This is a genomic window from Actinoplanes sp. GCM10030250, from assembly GCF_042666575.1.
Lineage (GTDB): Bacteria > Actinomycetota > Actinomycetes > Mycobacteriales > Micromonosporaceae > Actinoplanes.
Window position 1 is genome coordinate 1 of record NZ_JBHTDO010000021.1, and the last position, 17,462, is coordinate 17,462.

Here is a 17,462-nt window from a genome sequence, read left to right on the forward strand (position 1 = left end):
CGGCTGGCTCTGAGGGGTGCTTTTCGGCCCGGGGGCGGGGCTTCAGGGGGTGGGTGGGGTGGTGTGGACGGTGGGGTCGCCCTGATTCAGCCAGATTTCTGGGGTGTTTATGGGGAGGAAGGAGCGGTCGCCGCCTGGTTCGCGGGTGGTGGGGACGGTGTCGCCGCTGGGGAGGTGGACGATGAAGTTGACCGGCTTGGTGTCGTCGGTGAGGGCTATGTCGAACTCGGCCCAGCCGTTCGCGATGCGGGTGGGCGGCAAGGGCTTGTCCCAGGCGATCGTGGCGAGCTGGGCCGGGTCGATGCCGTCGCCCCACAGGTGCAGGCCCCAGCCGGTGTAGTCGCCGGCCGGGCGCTGGTAGCGCACGGTGGCGGAGGTGCGCGGCGGGCCGGCGTAGTGGACGGTTCGGACGGCGCTGGTCGCGGTGGTGCCGCCGGGGCCGGTCAGGACGGCGCGGTAGCGGATCTCGGTGCCGGGGGCCGGGTTCAGCGCCGTGAGGTCGTCGAAGGCGGTGTAGGCGGGTGACGAACTGTCCGAGCCGATCGGGGTCCAGGCGCCGCCGGCGAGGCTGCGCTCGAAGCGGACCACGTGCGTGGCGCGTTCGGGGTCGGCGACGGCCCGGACCTCCAGGCGGCCACGGACGTTGCTGCCCTCGGCGGGGGTCTCGATGGTGAGCTGCGGCGCGGGGACCCGGGCGCTGCGCGACGGGCTCGTGGCGGTGTGCCGGGCGTTGTCGAGCACCACCGCGCGGTACTGCACCGGGGTGCCGGCCCGCTGTGAGCTGACGTCGTGGAACACCCGGTAGGGAGCGGTGTCGTCGGTGCCGATCGGGGTCCAGGCGCCGTTGCCGGTGCGGGCGTAGAAGGTGACCTCGTAGAACGAGGAGCCGGCCACGGTGGCTTCGACCCGCATGCGGCCGCGTGACTCGGTGGCGGGAGCGGGCGCCGCGAGCGTGACGGCCGGGGCCGCCTTCGAGGGGGGAATGCGGCCGTCCGAGGCGTACACGATGGCGGAGAGTGGGGGAACGCTCAGGGTGAGACGGCGGTCGGTGCCGGTGGTGACGCGGCCCTGGCCGCTGCCGTAGACGCGCTCGAAGGTGCGTTTGGCGGCGTAGGTGGGGATGGCTGCGGTCTGCGGTTGTTCGCTGTTGTTGAGTGCTACCACGTATTCGCGCTGCTGACCGCGGTCGATGCGGGAGAACGCGTAGACGCCCGCGCTGTCGGCGGCGTAACGATGCTGGTGGGCGCCGTCGCGCAGGGCCGGGTGCTGCCGGGTGATGGCGGCCAGTCCGCTGATGCTGCGGTAGAGCGGGTGGGAGGACACGAAGTTGCTCTGCGCGTGGGTGGCGCCGGTGCCGAGGAGATCGTCGTCGAGATATTCCGGTACGCGGCTGGCGAACATCGTCTGCCGGGCGTCCTGGTCGCCGCCGGGGCCGGTGAAGCCCTGCTCGTCGCCGTAGTAGACGACCGGGTTGCCGCGGGAGAAGTACATCAGCTCGTGGGCGAGACGGTCGCGGGCCAGCCACTCGGTGTCGCCGGCGCCCGGGTTGTCGGTCACCACGAAGTTGCCGATCCGGCCCATGTCGTGGTTACCGAGGAACGTCGGCAGCTGGTAGACGTTCGAGTCGGCGTCGGTGTACCAGTCGTCGCCGGCGAAGAACTGGCCGAGCTCACCCGCCGGGCGGCCGCGGGAGGCGAAGTTGCGGGCCGCGTCCTGGAACGGGAAGTCGATGACCGCCTGCATCCGGTTGCGGGTGGTGTACTGCGAGGTGAAGCTGCGGCTGGTGTCGAAGACCTCGCCGAACATGAAGAACTCGCGCTTGCCGTGCGCCCGGGCGAAGCTGAGCACCTCGGGGCCGAACCGCTGCCAGAACTGGTCGTCGACGTGCTTCATCGTGTCGATCCGGAAGCCGTCGACGCCGAAGTCGGCGATCCAGGTCTTGTAGATGTCGATCATGCCGCGGACGACGCGGGGGTGCTCGGTGAACAGGTCGTCGAGACCGAAGAAGTCGCCGTAGTACGAGTTCTCGCCGGTGAACGTCGTGTCGCCGCGGTTGTGGTAGAGCGTGACGTCGTTGAGCCAGGCCGGCACCTTCAGGTCGCGCTCGGCGGGGTCCAGCACCGGCGTGTACGGGAAGGAGACGGCCGGGTCGAGAGCCGGGAAGCGGCCGGTGCCCGCGTAGTCACGATCGTCGAAAGGCGCGCCGGCAGCCGTACGATAAGGAGCTTGATCTTTGCTGATGTAGGGCTGCCGGGCTCCCTCGGCGTAACCCACGACGTCGGCCGTGTGGTTGGTGATGATGTCGAAGTAGACCTTCATGCCGCGGGCGTGCGCGGCGTCGACGAGCGCACGCAGATCGTCGTTGCTGCCCAGGTGCGGGTCGATGCGGGTGAAGTCGGTGATCCAGTAACCGTGGTAGCCGGCGGACGGGCCGTCCTCCGGCTGCACCGGCTTGTTCTTGAAGCTGGGCGTCAGCCAGATCGACGTCGTGCCCAGCCCCTGGACGTAATCCATGCGCTGCAACAGCCCGCGCAGGTCACCCCCGTTGTAGAAGCCCTTGCGCGTGGGATCGAAACCGGACACGAGCGGGTCGGCGGGCAGCCCGCCGGTGTCGTTGCCGGTGTCGCCGTTCTCGAAGCGGTCGGCCATGACGAAGTAGAAGTTCTCGTCGGTGACCGGCGAGCGCAGCGCATGCCGGCCCGGTAGAGCGCCGCCCGAGGTGGCCTGAGCGGGCGTGACGGACAGGGCCCCCGCGAGAACCGAGGTCAGGACAACCGCGATCGAGCGACGCATCGACATGCGTACCGATGGTAATCACGCGCCGATCACCCGGTGGGCGCATGTCGGATTAGCCGCGAACCTCGGATTCGGCAGGTACGAAGTAATCGCTCTTCTTCAACTGGGTCTCGCCGGCCGGCCGCTGGCGCGGGGTCCTCACCATGCGCGGGATGTGCTTCGCGCAGTGGATGTACGCCTCGTGCACCCGGGCGACGACCCAGAGCCGGGCGCGCTGACCCGGCGGGGTGTCGGGCCCCTCGTCGGGGTCTTCCACGATTTCGGCCGTACCGTTGACGTGCAGCCCGATGACCTCGCCGAAGTCGACGAAGAGCAGCCCGACGCCGGCGTTCTCGGTGATGTTGCCGAGGCTCGCCATGACGCCGTTGCCGCGATATTCCGGCCAGCTGATGTGCTCGGTGTCGAGCACCCGGACGAACCCGGGCGGACCGGCCCGGAAGGTGTTGTCGCAGGAACCGGTCCCGTCCGCGGTGGCGAGGAACATCATCTGCTGGCGACCGATGAAGTGGCGCATCGCGTCGTTGAGGTGGTGCAGGGTCTGTCGCGATTCGAAGGCGTCGGCCCGTTCCCGGGTGCCGAGCCGATCCTGCAGTTCCCGTTCACCGTGGTTCATGATGACCCTTCTTGCCGGCGGACTGGTCCTCCCCGCTGGGCCACAGTTTCGTACCGTAGTCGGTTGATTGCACAGAGTTGCAAGTTGCAGGGTTTGGTTTGGTGGGAGCGTCTTTGCAGGCCGGCGGGCTCGTGTTGATCCAGGAGGCTTGTCAAGGTCGGCACCGCAGGGCCAGATATCACTCGATGTGTGCGCCTGTACACGCTGGTTCGGCGGTCACGGCGGCGTTTGTGTCGGTGGTGAGGGCTAGCGTTCGGCGTGAGGTAGGACTTCGGAAGGCCGCCGGTTCAGGAAGAAGGTGCGGATGTCGGCGGCCAGCAGGTCGGGGACCTCCATCGCGGCGAAGTGGCCGCCGCGGTCGAACTCGGACCAGTGGCGGATGTCGTAGAGGCGTTCGGCGAGGGGGCGGACGGACTGGGTGATGTCGTGGGCGAACACCGCCACGCCGAGCGGCACCGGGCACGGTGCGGTGCCGCGCGGGGTCTCGCGGTGCAGGCGGGCGGAGGAGGCCGCGGTGGCGGTCAGCCAGTACAGGGAGACGTCGGTGAGCATGCGGTCGTCGCTGATCGGGGAGCGCGGGTCGGTCCACTGGGCGAACCGTTCGGCGATCCAGGCGAGCTGGCCGACCGGGGAGTCGGTCAGCGCGTACCCGATGGTCTGTGGTGTCTGGGCCTGGAGGGCCTGGTAGGGCGGGCGGTTGGCGATCAGTTGGCGGATCTTGGCGAGGCGGGCCTCGTCGGTGGCGGAGAGCTCGATGTCGGCGTCCGGTGCGGGGCGGGTGGGCAGGTAGTTGACGTGGACGCCGACCACTCGCTCGGGTGCCACCGAGCCGAGGGCGATCGAGATGCCGGAGCCGAAGTCGCCGCCGTGGGCGCCGTAGCGGTCGTAGCCGAGGCGGTCCATCAGCTCGGCCCAGGCCCGGGCGACGCGGACGATGTCCCAGCCGCGCTCGGAGGTGGGGCCGGAGAAGCCGTAGCCGGGGATGGACGGGATGACCAGGTGGAAGTCGCGGGAAAGGGGCTCGATCACGTCGAGGAACTCGAGGAACGAGCCGGGCCAGCCGTGGGTCAGCACCAGGGGGAGTGCGTCCGGCTTCGTCGACCGTACGGAAATGAAGTGGATCTTTTGGTTGTCGATCTCGGTGGTGAAGTGGGGGAGTTTGTTGAGCTCGGTCTCGTGGGTGCGCCAGTCGTAGCCGGTGCGCCAGTGTTCGGCCAGTTCCCTGAGCCTTGCGAGCGGGAAGCCGTAGTCCCAGCCGGCGTCGGTGATCTCGTTGGGCCAGCGGGTGCGGGAGAGGCGGTCGGACAGGTCGTCGAGGTCGGCTTGCGGGATGGTGATGCGGAACGGTGCGATCACTGTCGGCTCCTGGTGTTAGCGTGACTAACGTTTGGAACACTAACGGTATCGCGTTTGTTGGTGGTGCTAACGGTTCGTAAGGCTTGTCACAAAGGACCCTGGGCGGAACCGCCACGGGCCTCCACCCTGACGGGTGCCTGGAGCAGCAGGCGCGCGGGACGTTCATGACACGGGATCCGGTGGAAGAATTTTCGGCGGCGATGTCAAGACGGCGGCGGTGGCTCCGACCAACCGGCGAAACGTCGAGCAGAGGAGCACATCATGCAGTTTTTGATCAGCTTGCACATCAACCCGGCCGTGCTGGAAGCGCTCACCGCCGAGGAGCAGGCGGCGATCGGCGAGGGCCACGGCAAGTTGATGGAGGCGATCAAGGAGTCCGGCGAGCTGATCACCACGCTGGCGCTCGCGGACCCCTCCCAGGCTGCGGTCGTGTCGGTGCGCAACAGCCAGCCGGTCGTCACGGACGGCCCGTTCCTGGAGGCCAAGGAGTTCCTCGGCGGCTTCTACCTGATCGACTGCGAGAGCCGGGAGCGGGCGATCGAGCTGGCCGCGCAGATCCCGGACGCGGCCATTGAGGGCCTGGGCGTCGAGATCCGGCCGGTGATGTTCTCCGACGGAAACCTCGAAGCGTGACCGATCCGGCCATCGAGGACCTGCTGCGTGAGTGCACGCCGCAGGTCCTCGGCGCGCTGGTGCGCCGGCACGGCCAGTTCGACGGGTGTGAGGACGCCGTGCAGGAGGCGGTTCTCGCCGCGACCGTGCAATGGCCGGCCGAGGGAGTGCCCGCCAACCCCCGTGGCTGGCTGACGGCCGTCGCCTCCCGGCGCCTGATCGACCACATGCGCAGCGACCTGGCCCGCCGCGAACGCGAGACGGCGCTGGCCGCCGAGGTCGGGCCGGCCGGCGTGCCGGACACGGACGACACCCTCGTGCTGCTGTTCCTGTGCTGTCACCCCACGCTGACCCCGGCCTCGCAGACGGCGCTGACGCTGCGGGCCGTCGGTGGGCTGACCACCGCGGAGATCGCGCGAGCGTTCCTGGTGCCGGAAGCCACGATGGCGGCCCGGATCAGCCGCGCCAAGCAGCGGATCAGGGCGGCCGGCAGCTCGTTCCGCCTGCCGGCCGGTGCCGAGCTCGAGGAACGGCTGCGGGTGGTGCTCCAGGTGCTCTATCTGATCTTCAACGAGGGGTATACGGCGTCGTCCGGCGACTCGCTGCATCGCGCTGACCTGGCGCGGGAGGCGATCCGGCTGGTCCGGATGGTGCACGCGCAGCTGCCCGAGGACAGCGAGGTGGCGGGACTTCTCGCGCTGATGCTGCTGACCGATGCCCGGCGCGGGACCCGGACCACGGCCGCGGGGGACCTGGTGCCGCTCGAGGAGCAGGACCGTTCGCTGTGGGATCGGCGGCTGATCGACGAGGGCATGGAACTGGCGAAGGCGTCGCTGGGCGGGACCTCGCTGGGGCCGTACCAGCTGCAGGCGGCGATCGCGGCGACACACGCGGACGCCGCCACGGCAGGGGAGACGAACTGGCGGCAGGTGCACGCGCTGTACCTGATCCTGGAGCGGGTCGCGCCCAATCCGATGGTGACGCTGAACCGGGCCATCGCGCTGGCGGAGATCGAGGGGCCGGCCGCCGGGCTGGATCTGCTGTCGGCGCTGGACGGTGACGAGCGGATGGCGGACCACTACCGGCTGGTGTCGGTGCGGGCCCACCTGCTGGAGAAGGCGGGTGACACCGCGGCGGCGTACGAGAGTTACCGGCGGGCGGCGAGGATGACGGCGAGCCTCGCCGAGCGGCGCTACCTGGAGACACGGGCTCGTTTGGTCTCACCCTGAGTGAGCACCATCCAGGAGGATAAGGGCATGCGTGTACGCAGAATCGTGGACCTTTCCGTACCGATCGGCCCCGGGACCCAGGTCTATCCGGGCGACCCGGTTCCGCGGTTCACCGAGCACTCGACTGTGCGCCGCGACGGGTTCAACCTGCTCCACCTGGAACTCGGCTCGCAGACCGGGACGCACGTCGACGCGCCCTACCACTTCCGGGACGGCGCACCCCGCATCAACGAACTCGACCTCGGTCTGTTCGCGGGGCCCGCGGTGCTCATCGACGTGCGTGGTGCCGGTTCCCGCGTACCCGTCACCTGGGACCGCATCGCCCCCGCCGCCTCCCGCCTCGGCCCCGGTGTCATCGCCCTGATCTGCACCGGCTGGTCCGCCCACTACGGCACACCGGCCTACTTCGACCACCCCTACCTCGCCGCCGACGCCTGCCGGCGGATGCTCGACCTGGGCGTGCGGACCTTCTGCGTCGACACCATCAGCCTCGACGAGACTCCCGGCGAACAGCACCCGGGCGACGGCTATCCGGTGCACCACCTGATCGCGGCGGCCGGCGGGGTGATCGGCGAGAACTTCCGCAACCTGGAGCTCGTCGACTTCCCGGACCCGCTGGTGACCTGCCTGCCGATCGCCCTGGAGGACGCGGACGGAGCGCCGGTCCGCGCGGTCGCCCTGCAACTGGACGTGTGACCGGCGAAACCGGCCCGCTCCGAAGGCTCACCTGCGCGCGGCCGGTGCCGAACTGAGGGTCACTGGAACTCCGGCCACAGAATTCGCGCAAGGGTGAATGATGATCAACGCAACAATTGCTCCGGAACCGGCGACCGCTCTCGAGCTGCCCGAGACCGGCACCGCGATCTTCCTGGTGCTGGGTGAGGGCGTGAACGTCCGATCGCGGCTGGAGTCCATCGGCGACGGCGTCTTCGAGGTGGCCGCCCCGCTGGAGACGACCGGCCCGTCGGTGCTCAAGACCGGTGACGAGTTCGAGGTGTTCTGGGCGCCGCCGCGTACCCGCGTGGTCGTGCCCTGCCGGCTGGTCGCCATCTCGGACAGCACCCCGTTCCGGTGGACGCTCGAGCCCCTGGCGAAGCCGCAGCAGAGCAACCGGCGCGAGTTCGTCCGCGGCGGCGGCGGCGCGGCGGTCCGGCTCGGCGTCGGCTTCGAGCCTGACGGTGACGGCGCTGACGGCGCTGACGGCGTGACGGTCGAGGGCGCTCTCCTGGACATCAGTGAGGGCGGGTTGCGCTGCTGGATCGACGAGCCGGTGTCGCTGGCGCCCGGCGACCAGACGCGGGCCACGGTGTGGCTCGGTGACGAGCAGGTGGAGCTGACCGGCACGGTCCATACGGTGCGTGAGGCTCCCCACGGCGACCCCGGCCGCCACGTCATCCTCACCTTCGAGACCATGGAGGACACGGCCCGGATGATCCGCCTCCACATCCTCGCCTGGGAGATCAACGAACGCCGTTTGAGCCGCCAGAACGACTGACACGCCGATCGCGCCGCTCACCCGTGTCACAGACGGCCGCGCTGTCTTGACTCAGGTCCTGGAATCACACTTCGGATTCAGGATGTGATGCGGTGACGGTCATGGGAGTGGACAGGGTGAGCCGGGCTGAGGACTTCGAGGAACTGCGGCCGCTGCTGTTCTCGATCGCCTATCGGATCCTGGGCAGCGTCAGCGAGGCTGAGGACGCTGTCCAGGAGACGTGGCTGGGGTACGAGGGGTACCGCGAGCGGCCGGATTCGCCCAAGGCGTTCCTGTCGACGGTGGTCACCCGGATTTCGATAAACGTGCTGCGCTCGGCTCGGGTGCGGCGCGAGGCGTACGTCGGGCCGTGGTTTCCGGAACCGTTGCTCGCCGACCCGTACGAGGATCCGGAGCGGTCGGCGGAACTGGCAGACTCGGTCTCGATGGCGGCCCTGCTGCTGCTGGAGCGGCTCAGCCCGCTCGAGCGCGCGGTCTTCGTGCTGCGGGAGGTGTTCGGGTTCGGCTTCACCGAGATCGCCTCAGCGGTGGGCCGGTCCGAGGCCGCGTGCCGGCAGCTGGCCGTCCGGGCGCGCCGGCACATGGACGCCGGCCGGCCCCGCTTCGAGGCCGACCGGCGGGAGCGGGAGCAGCTCGCCGACCGGTTCTTCGAGGCGTTCCGGGAGGGTGATCTCGACGCGCTGCGGCACCTGCTCGCCGCCGACGTGCAGATGACCGGCGACGGCGGTGGCAAGGCCCCGCAACTGCCGAAGCCCCTTCTCGGACCCGAGAACGTGGCCCGAGTGCTTGCCGCGGTCGCCGCGCCGCTGGCCGGGATCGGTGTCTTCGTGGAGGCGCGCCCGGTGAACGGGCAGCCGGGTGCGATCCTGCGTGACCGGGACGCCAAGGCCCTGAACGCTCTGACGCTCGACATCCTCGACGGCCGGATCCAGACGATCCGCATCGTGTCCAACCCCGACAAACTGGCGCACCTGGGGCCGGTGGCGGATGCGTGGGCGCTGTCCCGTGAGTTCAACCGGCTCCGCCGGGGCGAGGGGGGACGACGATGAACCTCGACGTCTGGCTCTGGATCGCCGCCGGCCTGCTGGCCGCTGTACTGCTCGTCAGCACCTCCAAGATGTTCGTGCCGCGGGAGAGGATCGCCGCCCTGGGTCACGCGGGGGAGTGGGTGATGGACTTCAGCCCGCGTGCCCTCCGGATCATCGGATCCCTCGAGATCCTGGCGGCGGCGGGGCTGATCCTGCCCGCTCTGCTGGACATCGCCCCTGTTCTGGTGCCGGTGACGGCGGTCTGTGTGGCGCTGCTGTTCGCCTGCGCGGCCACCATGCGCCTGCGCCGCGGCGAGCGCGCGACCATCACGGCCGACCTGATCTACCTCGCCATAGCCGTTTTCGTGGCCTGGGGCCGCTTCGGCCCACAACCCTTCCCCACGTAAAGCCCCAGCCCGATCCCGCGCCCCCGCCCCCGCCCCCGCCCGTCAGGCTCGCCCGCGACGGTGCAAGCCAGCTGGCTCTGAGGGGTGCGTTACGCGCGAGTAGCCCCCGCTCACGGCCAGCTGGTTGGTTCGGCTGGCTTTGAGGGGTGCGTTACGGGTGAGTAACCCCCGCTGGCGGCCAGCTGGGTGGGGGTGGGGCGGCGGAGGACGGTTACGCCGATCAGGAAGGCGGTCAGAAGGAGGGCGGCGGAGAGGGTGAAGGCGAGGCGGTAACCGCTGGTCAGGGCGGTGGCCTGGTCGGCGCCTGCGGTTAGGAGACCGTCGGTGCGGGAGGCGGCGAGGGTGGAGAGGACCGCTACGCCGAGGGCCATGCCTACCTGCTGGGTGGTGTTGAACAGGCCGGACGCCAGGCCGGCGTCGCTCTCCCGGGCGCCGGACATGCCCAGCGTGGCGAGGGCGGGGAGGACAAGGCCGCCGCCGGAGATCAGGAGCATGGGCGGGAGGAGGTGGGTGACGTAGTCGGCGCGTACCGGGATCTGGCTCAGGAGGGCCATCGCTGAGATCAGCATGGTCAGGCCGGCCAGCAGGACGGTGCGGGCGCCGAAGCGGGAGGTCAGGCGGGCGGAGGCGAACAGGGAGATCGCGCCGATGCCGACGGCCGCGGGGAGCATGGCCAGGCCGGTCTGCAGGGCGGTGTAGCCGAGGACCTTCTGCATGTGGAGCGCCACCAGGACCTGGAAGGCGAACATGCCGGAGAGTGCCAGCATCTGGGCGAGGTTGGCGCCGGTGACGTTGCGGGAGCGCAGGATGCGCAGCGGCATGAGCGGGGTTCGGGCGGTGGCCTGGCGGGCGGCGAAACCGGCGAGCAGGGCCAGCGACACGGCGCCCAGGCCGAGGGTGTGTGTGGCCGTCCAGCCGTACTGCTCGACCTTGACCACGGTGTAGATGCCGAGCATCAGTCCGGAAGTGACCAGCACGGCGCCCAGCACGTCGGCGCCGGCGGCCAGGCCGGCTCCGCGGTCGCGGGGGAGGGTGATCGCGCCCAGGGTGATGGTGGCGATCCCGATCGGCACGTTGATGAAGAAGATCCAGGGCCAGCTGAGGGTATCGGTGAGGACGCCGCCGAGTACCTGGCCGATGGAGGCGCCGGCGGCTCCGGTGAAGCTGAAGACCGCGATGGCTGTGGCGCGTCCGGCCGGGTCGGTGAAGAGGGTGACCAGGATGCCGAGGACGACGGCTGCTGCCATGGCGCTGCCGGCGCCCTGCAGGAAGCGGGCGGCGATCAGCGTCCCGGGGCTGGAGGCGGCTCCGGCGAGCAGGGACGCGAGGGTGAAGACGGCGTTGCCGGTGAGGAACATGGTGCGGCGGCCGAGGAGGTCGCCGAGCCGGCCGGCCAGCAGGAGCAGGCCGCCGAAGGGGATCAGGTAGGCGTTGACCATCCAGCTGAGGCCGGCTGGTGAGAAGCCGACGTCGTGCTGGATGGCGGGCATCGCGACGGTGACGATGCTGCCGTCGAGCACGGTCATCAGGCCGGCGGCCGAGAGCACGGCGAGCGCGGTCCAGCGGGAGTGCGGCATGGTTCCTCCTCAGGAATGTACCCAAGGAAGGACGCTAGCAGATAGTCCCGTTGAAGACGATCCTCGACGGACCTACTTTGCCCGCTCCCGTGCCCGGCGGGCCGGTTGTGCGGTCTCCCCGGCAGTGGCCAGATGGCCGGTGGCCAGGCGGTTCAGGGCGCGCACCAGTACGTCACGTTCGTCGCCGGGTAGTGAGGCCAGCGCGTCGCGGTGCACGCCGTCGACGATCTCCTGGCTGCGCCTTGCGATCTCGGCGCCGGGAGCGGTCACCGCGATGATCCGGGCACGGCGATCGGTGCTGGATTGGCGCCGTTCCGCGTACCCCGCCTTCTCGAGGGCATCCACGGTGACCACCATCGTGGTCTTGTCCATGTCGCCCAGCTCGGCCAGCTGGATCTGGGTGCGCTCGGCCTCCAGGGCGTGCACGAGCACGCAGTGCATGCGCGAGGTGAGGCCGATCTCGGCGAGGGCGGCCGTCATCCTCGAGCGCAGGACGTGGCTGGTGTGATCCAGCAGGAACGACAGGTCGGACTCGGTGCGAGCGGGTGCCATCGCGGTCATGGGTCCAGCGTAGTTCCGCTGCGGATGATCTGCGATCGACTGTGTTGCAAACGGAAAGGCCGCCGCCCGGCGGTTGCGGATCACCACAACCGGGCCGGACGGCGGCCGGTCTGTTCGCTCAGACGCGGAAGCGGGCGACAACCGACTGCAGATCGGAGGACATGCGGGCGAGTTCCTGGGCCGACTGCTGTGTCTGACCCACCGTGACCGTGGTCGTCTTCGCGGCCGCGGCGACGCTGGCGATGTTGTCGGTGATGCTGCTGCTGCCCTGGGACGCCTCGATGATCGACCGGCTCATCTCGGCGGTGGTCGCGGTCTGCTCCTCGACGGCGGAGGCGATCGTCATCTGGTAGTCGTTGATCTGCGAGATGATCGTCGAGATCTCGGTGATGGCGGCGACCGCGTTGTTGGTGTCCGCCTGGATGGCCTCCACCCGGCGGGAGATGTCCTCAGTGGCCTTCGCGGTCTCCTGAGCCAGTTCCTTCACCTCGCCCGCGACAACGGCGAAGCCCTTACCGGTCTCACCCGCGCGGGCCGCCTCGATCGTGGCGTTGAGAGCGAGCAGGTTCGTCTGCTCGGCGATCGACGTGATCACCTTGACCACGTTGCCGATCTCGGCCGACGAGTCGCCCAGTTTGGACACGGTGGTCTGCGCCGTGGCGGCCGCGGTCACCGCCTGCGAGGCAACCCCCGCGGCGTCACTGGCCGACTGGGAGATCTCCCGGATCGCGGAACCCATCTCCTCGGCGCCGGCAGCGACGGCCTGCACGCTGTGTGAGACGTCCTCCGAGGCCGAGGCGAGCAGGGTCGTCTGGTTGGAGGTGTCGTTGGCGGTGCCGGCGATCGCCTCGGCGGAGGCGGAGAATTGATGCGACGAGTCGGCCAGCATCCGCGACGAGTCGGCGAGCGCGCTCACGGTCACCCGGATCGAGTCGGTGGCCCGGTTGACCGCCTGCGCCATCTGGCCGACCTCGTCGGCGCCGGTGGCCCGGGCGGTCTGGGTGAGGTCACCGTCGGCGACGGCGTCGAGCACCGTGCGTACGCTCGCGAGGCGCCGCGAGACGCTGCGGCCGATCACCAGGGCCAGGGCGATGGAGAGCAGCACGCCCACCGTGACGAGCACGATGATCAGGGTCCGCGCGTTGCTGACCTGCTGGTGTGCGTCGGTGCCGGCCTGTGCGGTCTGTGCGCGCTCGAGGGTCATGAGCTCGTCGACCGCCGTGTTCATGGTGTTCTCGGCCTCGCCCCAGAGGGCGTACTGGTCGGGGAGAGCGGTGGGCAGTTCGACACCGGCGGGTACGGGGTCGCGGAACAGCAGAAGGTTGACCAGCGCCCGATACTGCTTCCAGGCCCCGTCAAACGCCTTGACCTGCGTCGACCAGGTTGCCGAGTCCTCGGGGACGGAGGCGTACTGGGCGCTCGCGGTGTCCACGGCCTGCTGCGCGTCCTTGACCTCCTTCTCGAAGTTCGTCTTCTCCGCCTCGCTCTGGGCGCCTTGATGCAGGAACAGGCCGCGATACATGTCGGCCATGCCGTTCTGGAGGACGACCAGGGAGTCCAGCCTGGTGATGTTGCCGGCCTGCAGCCGTTGCACCCCGGAGTCCAGTGATCCCATCCGGGACCAGGCGACCCCAGCGGTCACCACGGCGACGATCGCGACAACCGCCACCGCCACCACGATCTTCGTACCCACCCGCAGGTTGTTGAGCCTGCTCCACGGTGTTCGCGGCGAACCGGCCTGCTCCATCAGCGCTCCCAGTGAGAGGATCCCCGCCCGGTCCGGGCAGAGCACACATTCCTGATCGGCCGGGACGCGACCACCCTGAGGCGACATTTATGGCGCGGCGGACAGCAGCCGCCCGCAGTCGCCCGCCCGGACGGCACGATCCGGGAGGATGGAGTGGTGACCGTCGAATCGTCCCTGGCTTTTGTCCTCGCCGCTGTCGCGGTGATCGTCGTGGTGCGGTGGGTGGCCGATCGAACCGGGCTTCCGGCGGCTGCGCTGCTGCCGATCGTCGGCATCGCCTATGCGCTGCTTCCCGGCCCCAACATCCAGCTCGAGCCGGAGATCGTCCTGACGCTCGTGCTGCCGCCGTTGTTGTACAGCGCGGCCCTGGACTCGTCCCTGCTGGCGATCCGCCGCAATCTGCGTACCGTTGTCAGCCTTTCTGTGGTCCTTGTCCTGCTCACCGCGGTGCTGATCGGCCTCGGCTTCGCCTGGTTCGTCGCGGGTGCGACGCTTGCCGCCGGCATCGCTGTCGGCGCGGCAGTCGCGCCTCCCGACCCGGTGGCCGCGCTGGCAGTCGGGCGCAAGGTCGGCCTGCCTCCCCGGATCGTCACGCTCATCCAGGGTGAGGGCCTGCTCAACGACGCCACCGCGCTCACCATCCTGAGCGTCGCCGTCGCGGCGGCCAAGGGCGGCAACTTCTCGGCGACCTCCGCGCTCGGCCAGTTCGTGATCGCCGCGGTGGGCGGGGTGGCCGTCGGCATGACAGTCGCCTATGTCAACCGGGTGCTGTCCCGGCCGCTGGGCCGCGACCCGTTGATGGCCAACGCCATCTCGCTGGCCACCCCGTTCGGCGCCTACCTGCTCGCCGAGCAGATCCACGTCTCCGGCGTGCTCGCCGTGGTCGTCGCCGGGCTGATCGTCGGGCACGACACGCCGCGGTCGGCCTCGGGCGCCGGCCGGCTCCAGACGAGCGCGGTCTGGCGGCTCATCGACTTCCTGCTCGAGGGCCTGGTGTTCCTGCTGATCGGCCAGCAACTGCCCGCGGTCATCCGAGGGCTCGCCGCCTACGAGACCTCGACCATCGTCATCGCTGTCGCGATCACGGTCGGTGTCGTCCTGCTGCTGCGGCCGCTGTGGCTGGTGCTGACCCAGTCGCTGCCGCGTTCACTGCACACCCGGCTGGGCGTCGACAAGGCGGAGGACGAGGACGACGATCCGGAGATGACGGCGCCGTCAGCGCGGGACGAGCGGCTGACCGGCCGCGAGGTCATCGCATTGAGCTGGTCGGGTACGCGAGGCGTGATCAGCCTGGCGGCGATCTTCACCCTGCCGGTGGTCCTCGACAACGGCGAGCCGTTCCCCGACCGTGACCTGCTGCTCTTCTGCACCTTCGTCGTCGTCCTGGTCACCCTGGTGGGCCAGGGGCTCACCTTCGCGCCGATGGTCCGGGCGCTCGGCCTCAGCGCGAACGAAAATGATCAGGCCCGCCTGCGCAACGAGGCCCGGTCCGCGTCCGTGGAGGCGGCCCTCGCCTCGCTCGACGACCTGGAGGCCCAGGAGCACGACGACATCCATTCGCACGTCATCGAGAACATGCGCGGGCAGTTGCGCACCCGGCTGCGCCGCTATCGGGGCCGGCTCGTCCTGCTGCGGGAGAGCGACTCGGACAGCGTGCCGGTGTCACCGCATTACGAGGCCGCGCTGCACGTCCGCCGGGTGGCCATCGACGCCCAGCGCGACGAGTTGCTGCGCTGGCGCGACGCCGGCCGCCTGTCCGACGAGGGTCTGCGCGTTCTGGAGCGCGAACTCGATTTCGAGGAACGGCTCCTGCCGGACCGCCCGGCACGGCGATGACGCGTTGTGTGTGACGTATTTCCCTCTCCCTTCGCGACACAGATCTTCTCGTTAATCTGGATCGGGTGAAAGCCCGCAAGCCTTCCCAGGAACGCCGGTTTCTCCGCGGCACAGCGGTTCTCGCCGCCTGCGGCATGATCGCCGGAGTCGTCGTCGCGGCCGCCGCTTTCCCGGCGGTCGCGATGTCCGGGCTGGCCGCCAAGGCCGGCTCGCAGGAGCTCGGCGAGCTGCCCGCCGAGCTCGTCGAGCAGTCGTCGCCGCAGGTCTCGCGCATCTACGCGTCCGACGGCAAGACGCAGATCGCCGTCATGTATGACGAGTTCCGCAGCGACGTGCCGCTGTCCAAGGTCTCGCAGAACATGCAGGACGCCATCATCGCTGCCGAGGACCACAAGTTCTACGAGCACAACGGCGTCGATCTGCAGGGTGTGGCGCGCGCTTTCGTGAACAACAATCAGGGCGGTGCGCGGCAGGGCGCCTCCACGCTCACCATGCAATATGTGCGCATGGCGCTCGCCTATTCGGCGACCGACCCGCAGGAGGTCGTGAACGCCACGCGGGACACCGCGGAGCGCAAGGTCACCGAAATGAAGTACGCGCTGCAGGTCGAGAAGGAACTGACCAAGCAGCAGATCCTGGAGCGCTATCTCAACATGGCGCCGTTCGGCAACGGCGCCTACGGCATCAACGCCGCGAGCCAGGTCTACTTCAGCAAGAAGCCGGCCGACCTGACCGTGGCCGAGTCGGCTCTGCTGGCCGGCATGGTCAAGGCGCCGACCGCTTTTGATCCCACCACCGACAGCGGATATCCGCAGGCGGTGGAGCGGCGTGATTACATCATCGGCAACATGCTCGAGCTCGGGCAGATCACCGCCGGGGAGGCCGCCACCGCCAGAAAAGCCAAGGTCGTCCGCACCACCGAGCGGCCCAGCAGCGGCTGCGTCTCGGTCGCGAAGAACCAGTGGGGCTTCTTCTGCGACTATCTCTACCGCTGGTGGCTGGAGCAGGAAGCCTTCGGCCAGACGTCGTACGACCGTGAGCAACAGCTGAAGAACGGCGGCTACCGGATCGTCACCACGCTCGACGTGGACGCCCAGGCCTCCGCCCGCAAGGAGATCACCGACCGCCAGAAGGACAGCAACCCGAACGCGTTGATGCTGGCCGCCGTCGAGCCCGGCACCGGCGCCGTCCGCGCCCTCGCCGCCAACCGCAAGTACAAGATCGACGACGCGGACGACCCGCAGAACAAGCTCTCGTCGAACCCGGCCGACGCCCGCAAGGGCATCCGCGGCACCTATCCGAACACCACCAACCCGATCATCACCGGCAGCTCCGGCATCCCCGGTTACCAGGCCGGTTCGGTGTTCAAGGTGTTCACCATGGTCGCCGCCCTGGAGAACGGCATGGGCCTGGACACCTCGATCTACTCGCCCCAGCGCTACCAGTCCCGCTACCTCGACTCGGCTGCCCCGGCCGGGTGCGGCGGCTACTACTGCCCCGCCAACGCCTCGGCGAACGAGTCCGGGACGTTCAACATGTGGACCGCGTTCGGCCGCTCGGTGAACACCTACTTCGTACCGCTGCAGGAGCGGGTCGGCGCCGAGAAGGTGGTCGACGTGGCGAAACGGTTCGGTGTGCGGTTCCGGGCGAGCGAGGACGCCGAACGGGCGAACGACCCGGACCAGGCCCACGAGTGGGGCGCGTTCACGCTCGGCGTCTCGGCGTCCACGCCGCTCGACATCGCGAACGCGTACGCGACCCTGGCCGCCGACGGGAAGTACTGCAAGCCCACCCCGATCGCGAGCATCACCACCCAGGACGGCACCGAGATCGACACCGGCAAGCCGGACTGCACCCAGGCGACCACCTCCGGCGTCGCCCGCCGGGCACTCGACGCGGCCCGCTGCCCGGTCGGCGACCAGGCGCAGCTCGGCTCCTGCGGCGGCGCCACCGCGCGCCAGGTGCGCGACGTGGTGGGGCATCCGGTGTTCGGCAAGACCGGCACCACCGACCAGGACAAGACCGCAGCCCTGGTGGTCGGCACCCGGTCGCTCGTCGTCGCCGGATACCTCGCCAACCCCGACTGGGCCGCGCACACCGACCGCATGTCGCACGACATCGTCAACCCCGCGGTGTACGAGACCCTCGCCGATTACATGCGCGACAAACCGGTCGAGGAGTTCCCGGCACCGTGACGCGGCGTGC

General features: G+C 69.6%; 14 protein-coding genes. 8 read left to right on the top strand and 6 right to left on the bottom strand.

Annotated elements, in window-relative coordinates; all coding sequences use genetic code 11:
- Positions 1-42: 42 nt before the first annotated feature.
- The 3 genes from ACFQV6_RS24945 to ACFQV6_RS24955 form a co-directional block, all read right to left on the bottom strand.
- Complete coding sequence (locus tag ACFQV6_RS24945; protein WP_378030000.1) at positions 43-2,799, bottom strand: alpha-amylase family glycosyl hydrolase; 2,757 nt, start codon at positions 2,797-2,799, stop codon at positions 43-45.
- Between the two features lie 49 nt (positions 2,800-2,848).
- Positions 2,849-3,409, bottom strand: coding sequence for a pyridoxamine 5'-phosphate oxidase family protein (locus ACFQV6_RS24950; protein WP_378030001.1), 561 nt, complete (start codon positions 3,407-3,409; stop codon positions 2,849-2,851).
- Between the two features lie 246 nt (positions 3,410-3,655).
- Positions 3,656-4,765 carry an epoxide hydrolase family protein gene (locus tag ACFQV6_RS24955; RefSeq protein WP_378030002.1) on the bottom strand — a complete coding sequence of 370 codons (1,110 nt, stop codon included), beginning with the start codon at positions 4,763-4,765 and terminating at the stop codon, positions 3,656-3,658.
- Positions 4,766-5,026: 261 nt separating this feature from the next.
- Between ACFQV6_RS24955 and ACFQV6_RS24960 the strand changes: the two genes are divergently transcribed.
- The 6 genes from ACFQV6_RS24960 to ACFQV6_RS24985 all read left to right on the top strand — a co-directional run bounded on the left by ACFQV6_RS24960 (position 5,027) and on the right by ACFQV6_RS24985 (position 9,536).
- On the top strand, positions 5,027-5,398 hold the full coding sequence (locus ACFQV6_RS24960) for a YciI family protein (protein ID WP_378030003.1): 372 nt from the start codon (positions 5,027-5,029) through the stop codon (positions 5,396-5,398).
- Positions 5,395-6,606 (top strand): RNA polymerase sigma factor, encoded by a 1,212-nt coding sequence (locus tag ACFQV6_RS24965; protein ID WP_378030004.1) that lies wholly within the window; start codon positions 5,395-5,397, stop codon positions 6,604-6,606. Before ACFQV6_RS24960 ends, ACFQV6_RS24965 begins: the two co-directional genes overlap by 4 nt.
- Before the next feature lie 27 nt (positions 6,607-6,633).
- Positions 6,634-7,302, top strand: a complete 669-nt coding sequence (locus tag ACFQV6_RS24970) for a cyclase family protein (RefSeq protein WP_378030005.1) — start codon at positions 6,634-6,636, stop codon at positions 7,300-7,302.
- A gap of 100 nt (positions 7,303-7,402) precedes the next feature.
- Positions 7,403-8,101 carry a PilZ domain-containing protein gene (locus tag ACFQV6_RS24975; RefSeq protein WP_378030006.1) on the top strand — a complete coding sequence of 233 codons (699 nt, stop codon included), beginning with the start codon at positions 7,403-7,405 and terminating at the stop codon, positions 8,099-8,101.
- A gap of 101 nt (positions 8,102-8,202) precedes the next feature.
- Positions 8,203-9,150 (top strand): RNA polymerase sigma-70 factor, encoded by a 948-nt coding sequence (locus tag ACFQV6_RS24980; protein ID WP_378030133.1) that lies wholly within the window; start codon positions 8,203-8,205, stop codon positions 9,148-9,150.
- Positions 9,147-9,536 carry a DoxX family protein gene (locus tag ACFQV6_RS24985; RefSeq protein ID WP_378030007.1) on the top strand — a complete coding sequence of 130 codons (390 nt, stop codon included), beginning with the start codon at positions 9,147-9,149 and terminating at the stop codon, positions 9,534-9,536. The genes ACFQV6_RS24980 and ACFQV6_RS24985 overlap by 4 nt, the downstream gene beginning before the upstream one ends.
- A gap of 110 nt (positions 9,537-9,646) precedes the next feature.
- Here ACFQV6_RS24985 and ACFQV6_RS24990 read toward each other — a convergent pair whose 3' ends face one another.
- The 3 genes from ACFQV6_RS24990 to ACFQV6_RS25000 all read right to left on the bottom strand — a co-directional run bounded on the left by ACFQV6_RS24990 (position 9,647) and on the right by ACFQV6_RS25000 (position 13,421).
- Positions 9,647-11,113: an MFS transporter gene (locus ACFQV6_RS24990; RefSeq protein ID WP_378030008.1), complete on the bottom strand. Its 1,467-nt coding sequence runs from the start codon at positions 11,111-11,113 to the stop codon at positions 9,647-9,649.
- A 72-nt stretch (positions 11,114-11,185) separates the two neighbouring features.
- Positions 11,186-11,674 carry a MarR family winged helix-turn-helix transcriptional regulator gene (locus ACFQV6_RS24995; protein ID WP_378030009.1) on the bottom strand — a complete coding sequence of 163 codons (489 nt, stop codon included), beginning with the start codon at positions 11,672-11,674 and terminating at the stop codon, positions 11,186-11,188.
- 118 nt (positions 11,675-11,792) lie between these two features.
- The gene (locus tag ACFQV6_RS25000; protein WP_378030010.1) at positions 11,793-13,421 is read right to left on the bottom strand and encodes a methyl-accepting chemotaxis protein; all 1,629 of its coding nucleotides are present in this window, start codon (positions 13,419-13,421) and stop codon (positions 11,793-11,795) included.
- A gap of 156 nt (positions 13,422-13,577) precedes the next feature.
- Here ACFQV6_RS25000 and ACFQV6_RS25005 point away from each other — a divergent pair, with 156 nt between their 5' ends.
- Together ACFQV6_RS25005 and ACFQV6_RS25010 are read left to right on the top strand one after the other, a co-directional pair.
- Complete coding sequence (locus ACFQV6_RS25005; RefSeq protein WP_378030011.1) at positions 13,578-15,257, top strand: Na+/H+ antiporter; 1,680 nt, start codon at positions 13,578-13,580, stop codon at positions 15,255-15,257.
- A gap of 134 nt (positions 15,258-15,391) precedes the next feature.
- Entirely contained in the window at positions 15,392-17,452 is a 2,061-nt protein-coding gene (locus ACFQV6_RS25010; RefSeq protein WP_378030134.1) for a transglycosylase domain-containing protein, read from the top strand.
- Positions 17,453-17,462: the final 10 nt, after the last annotated feature.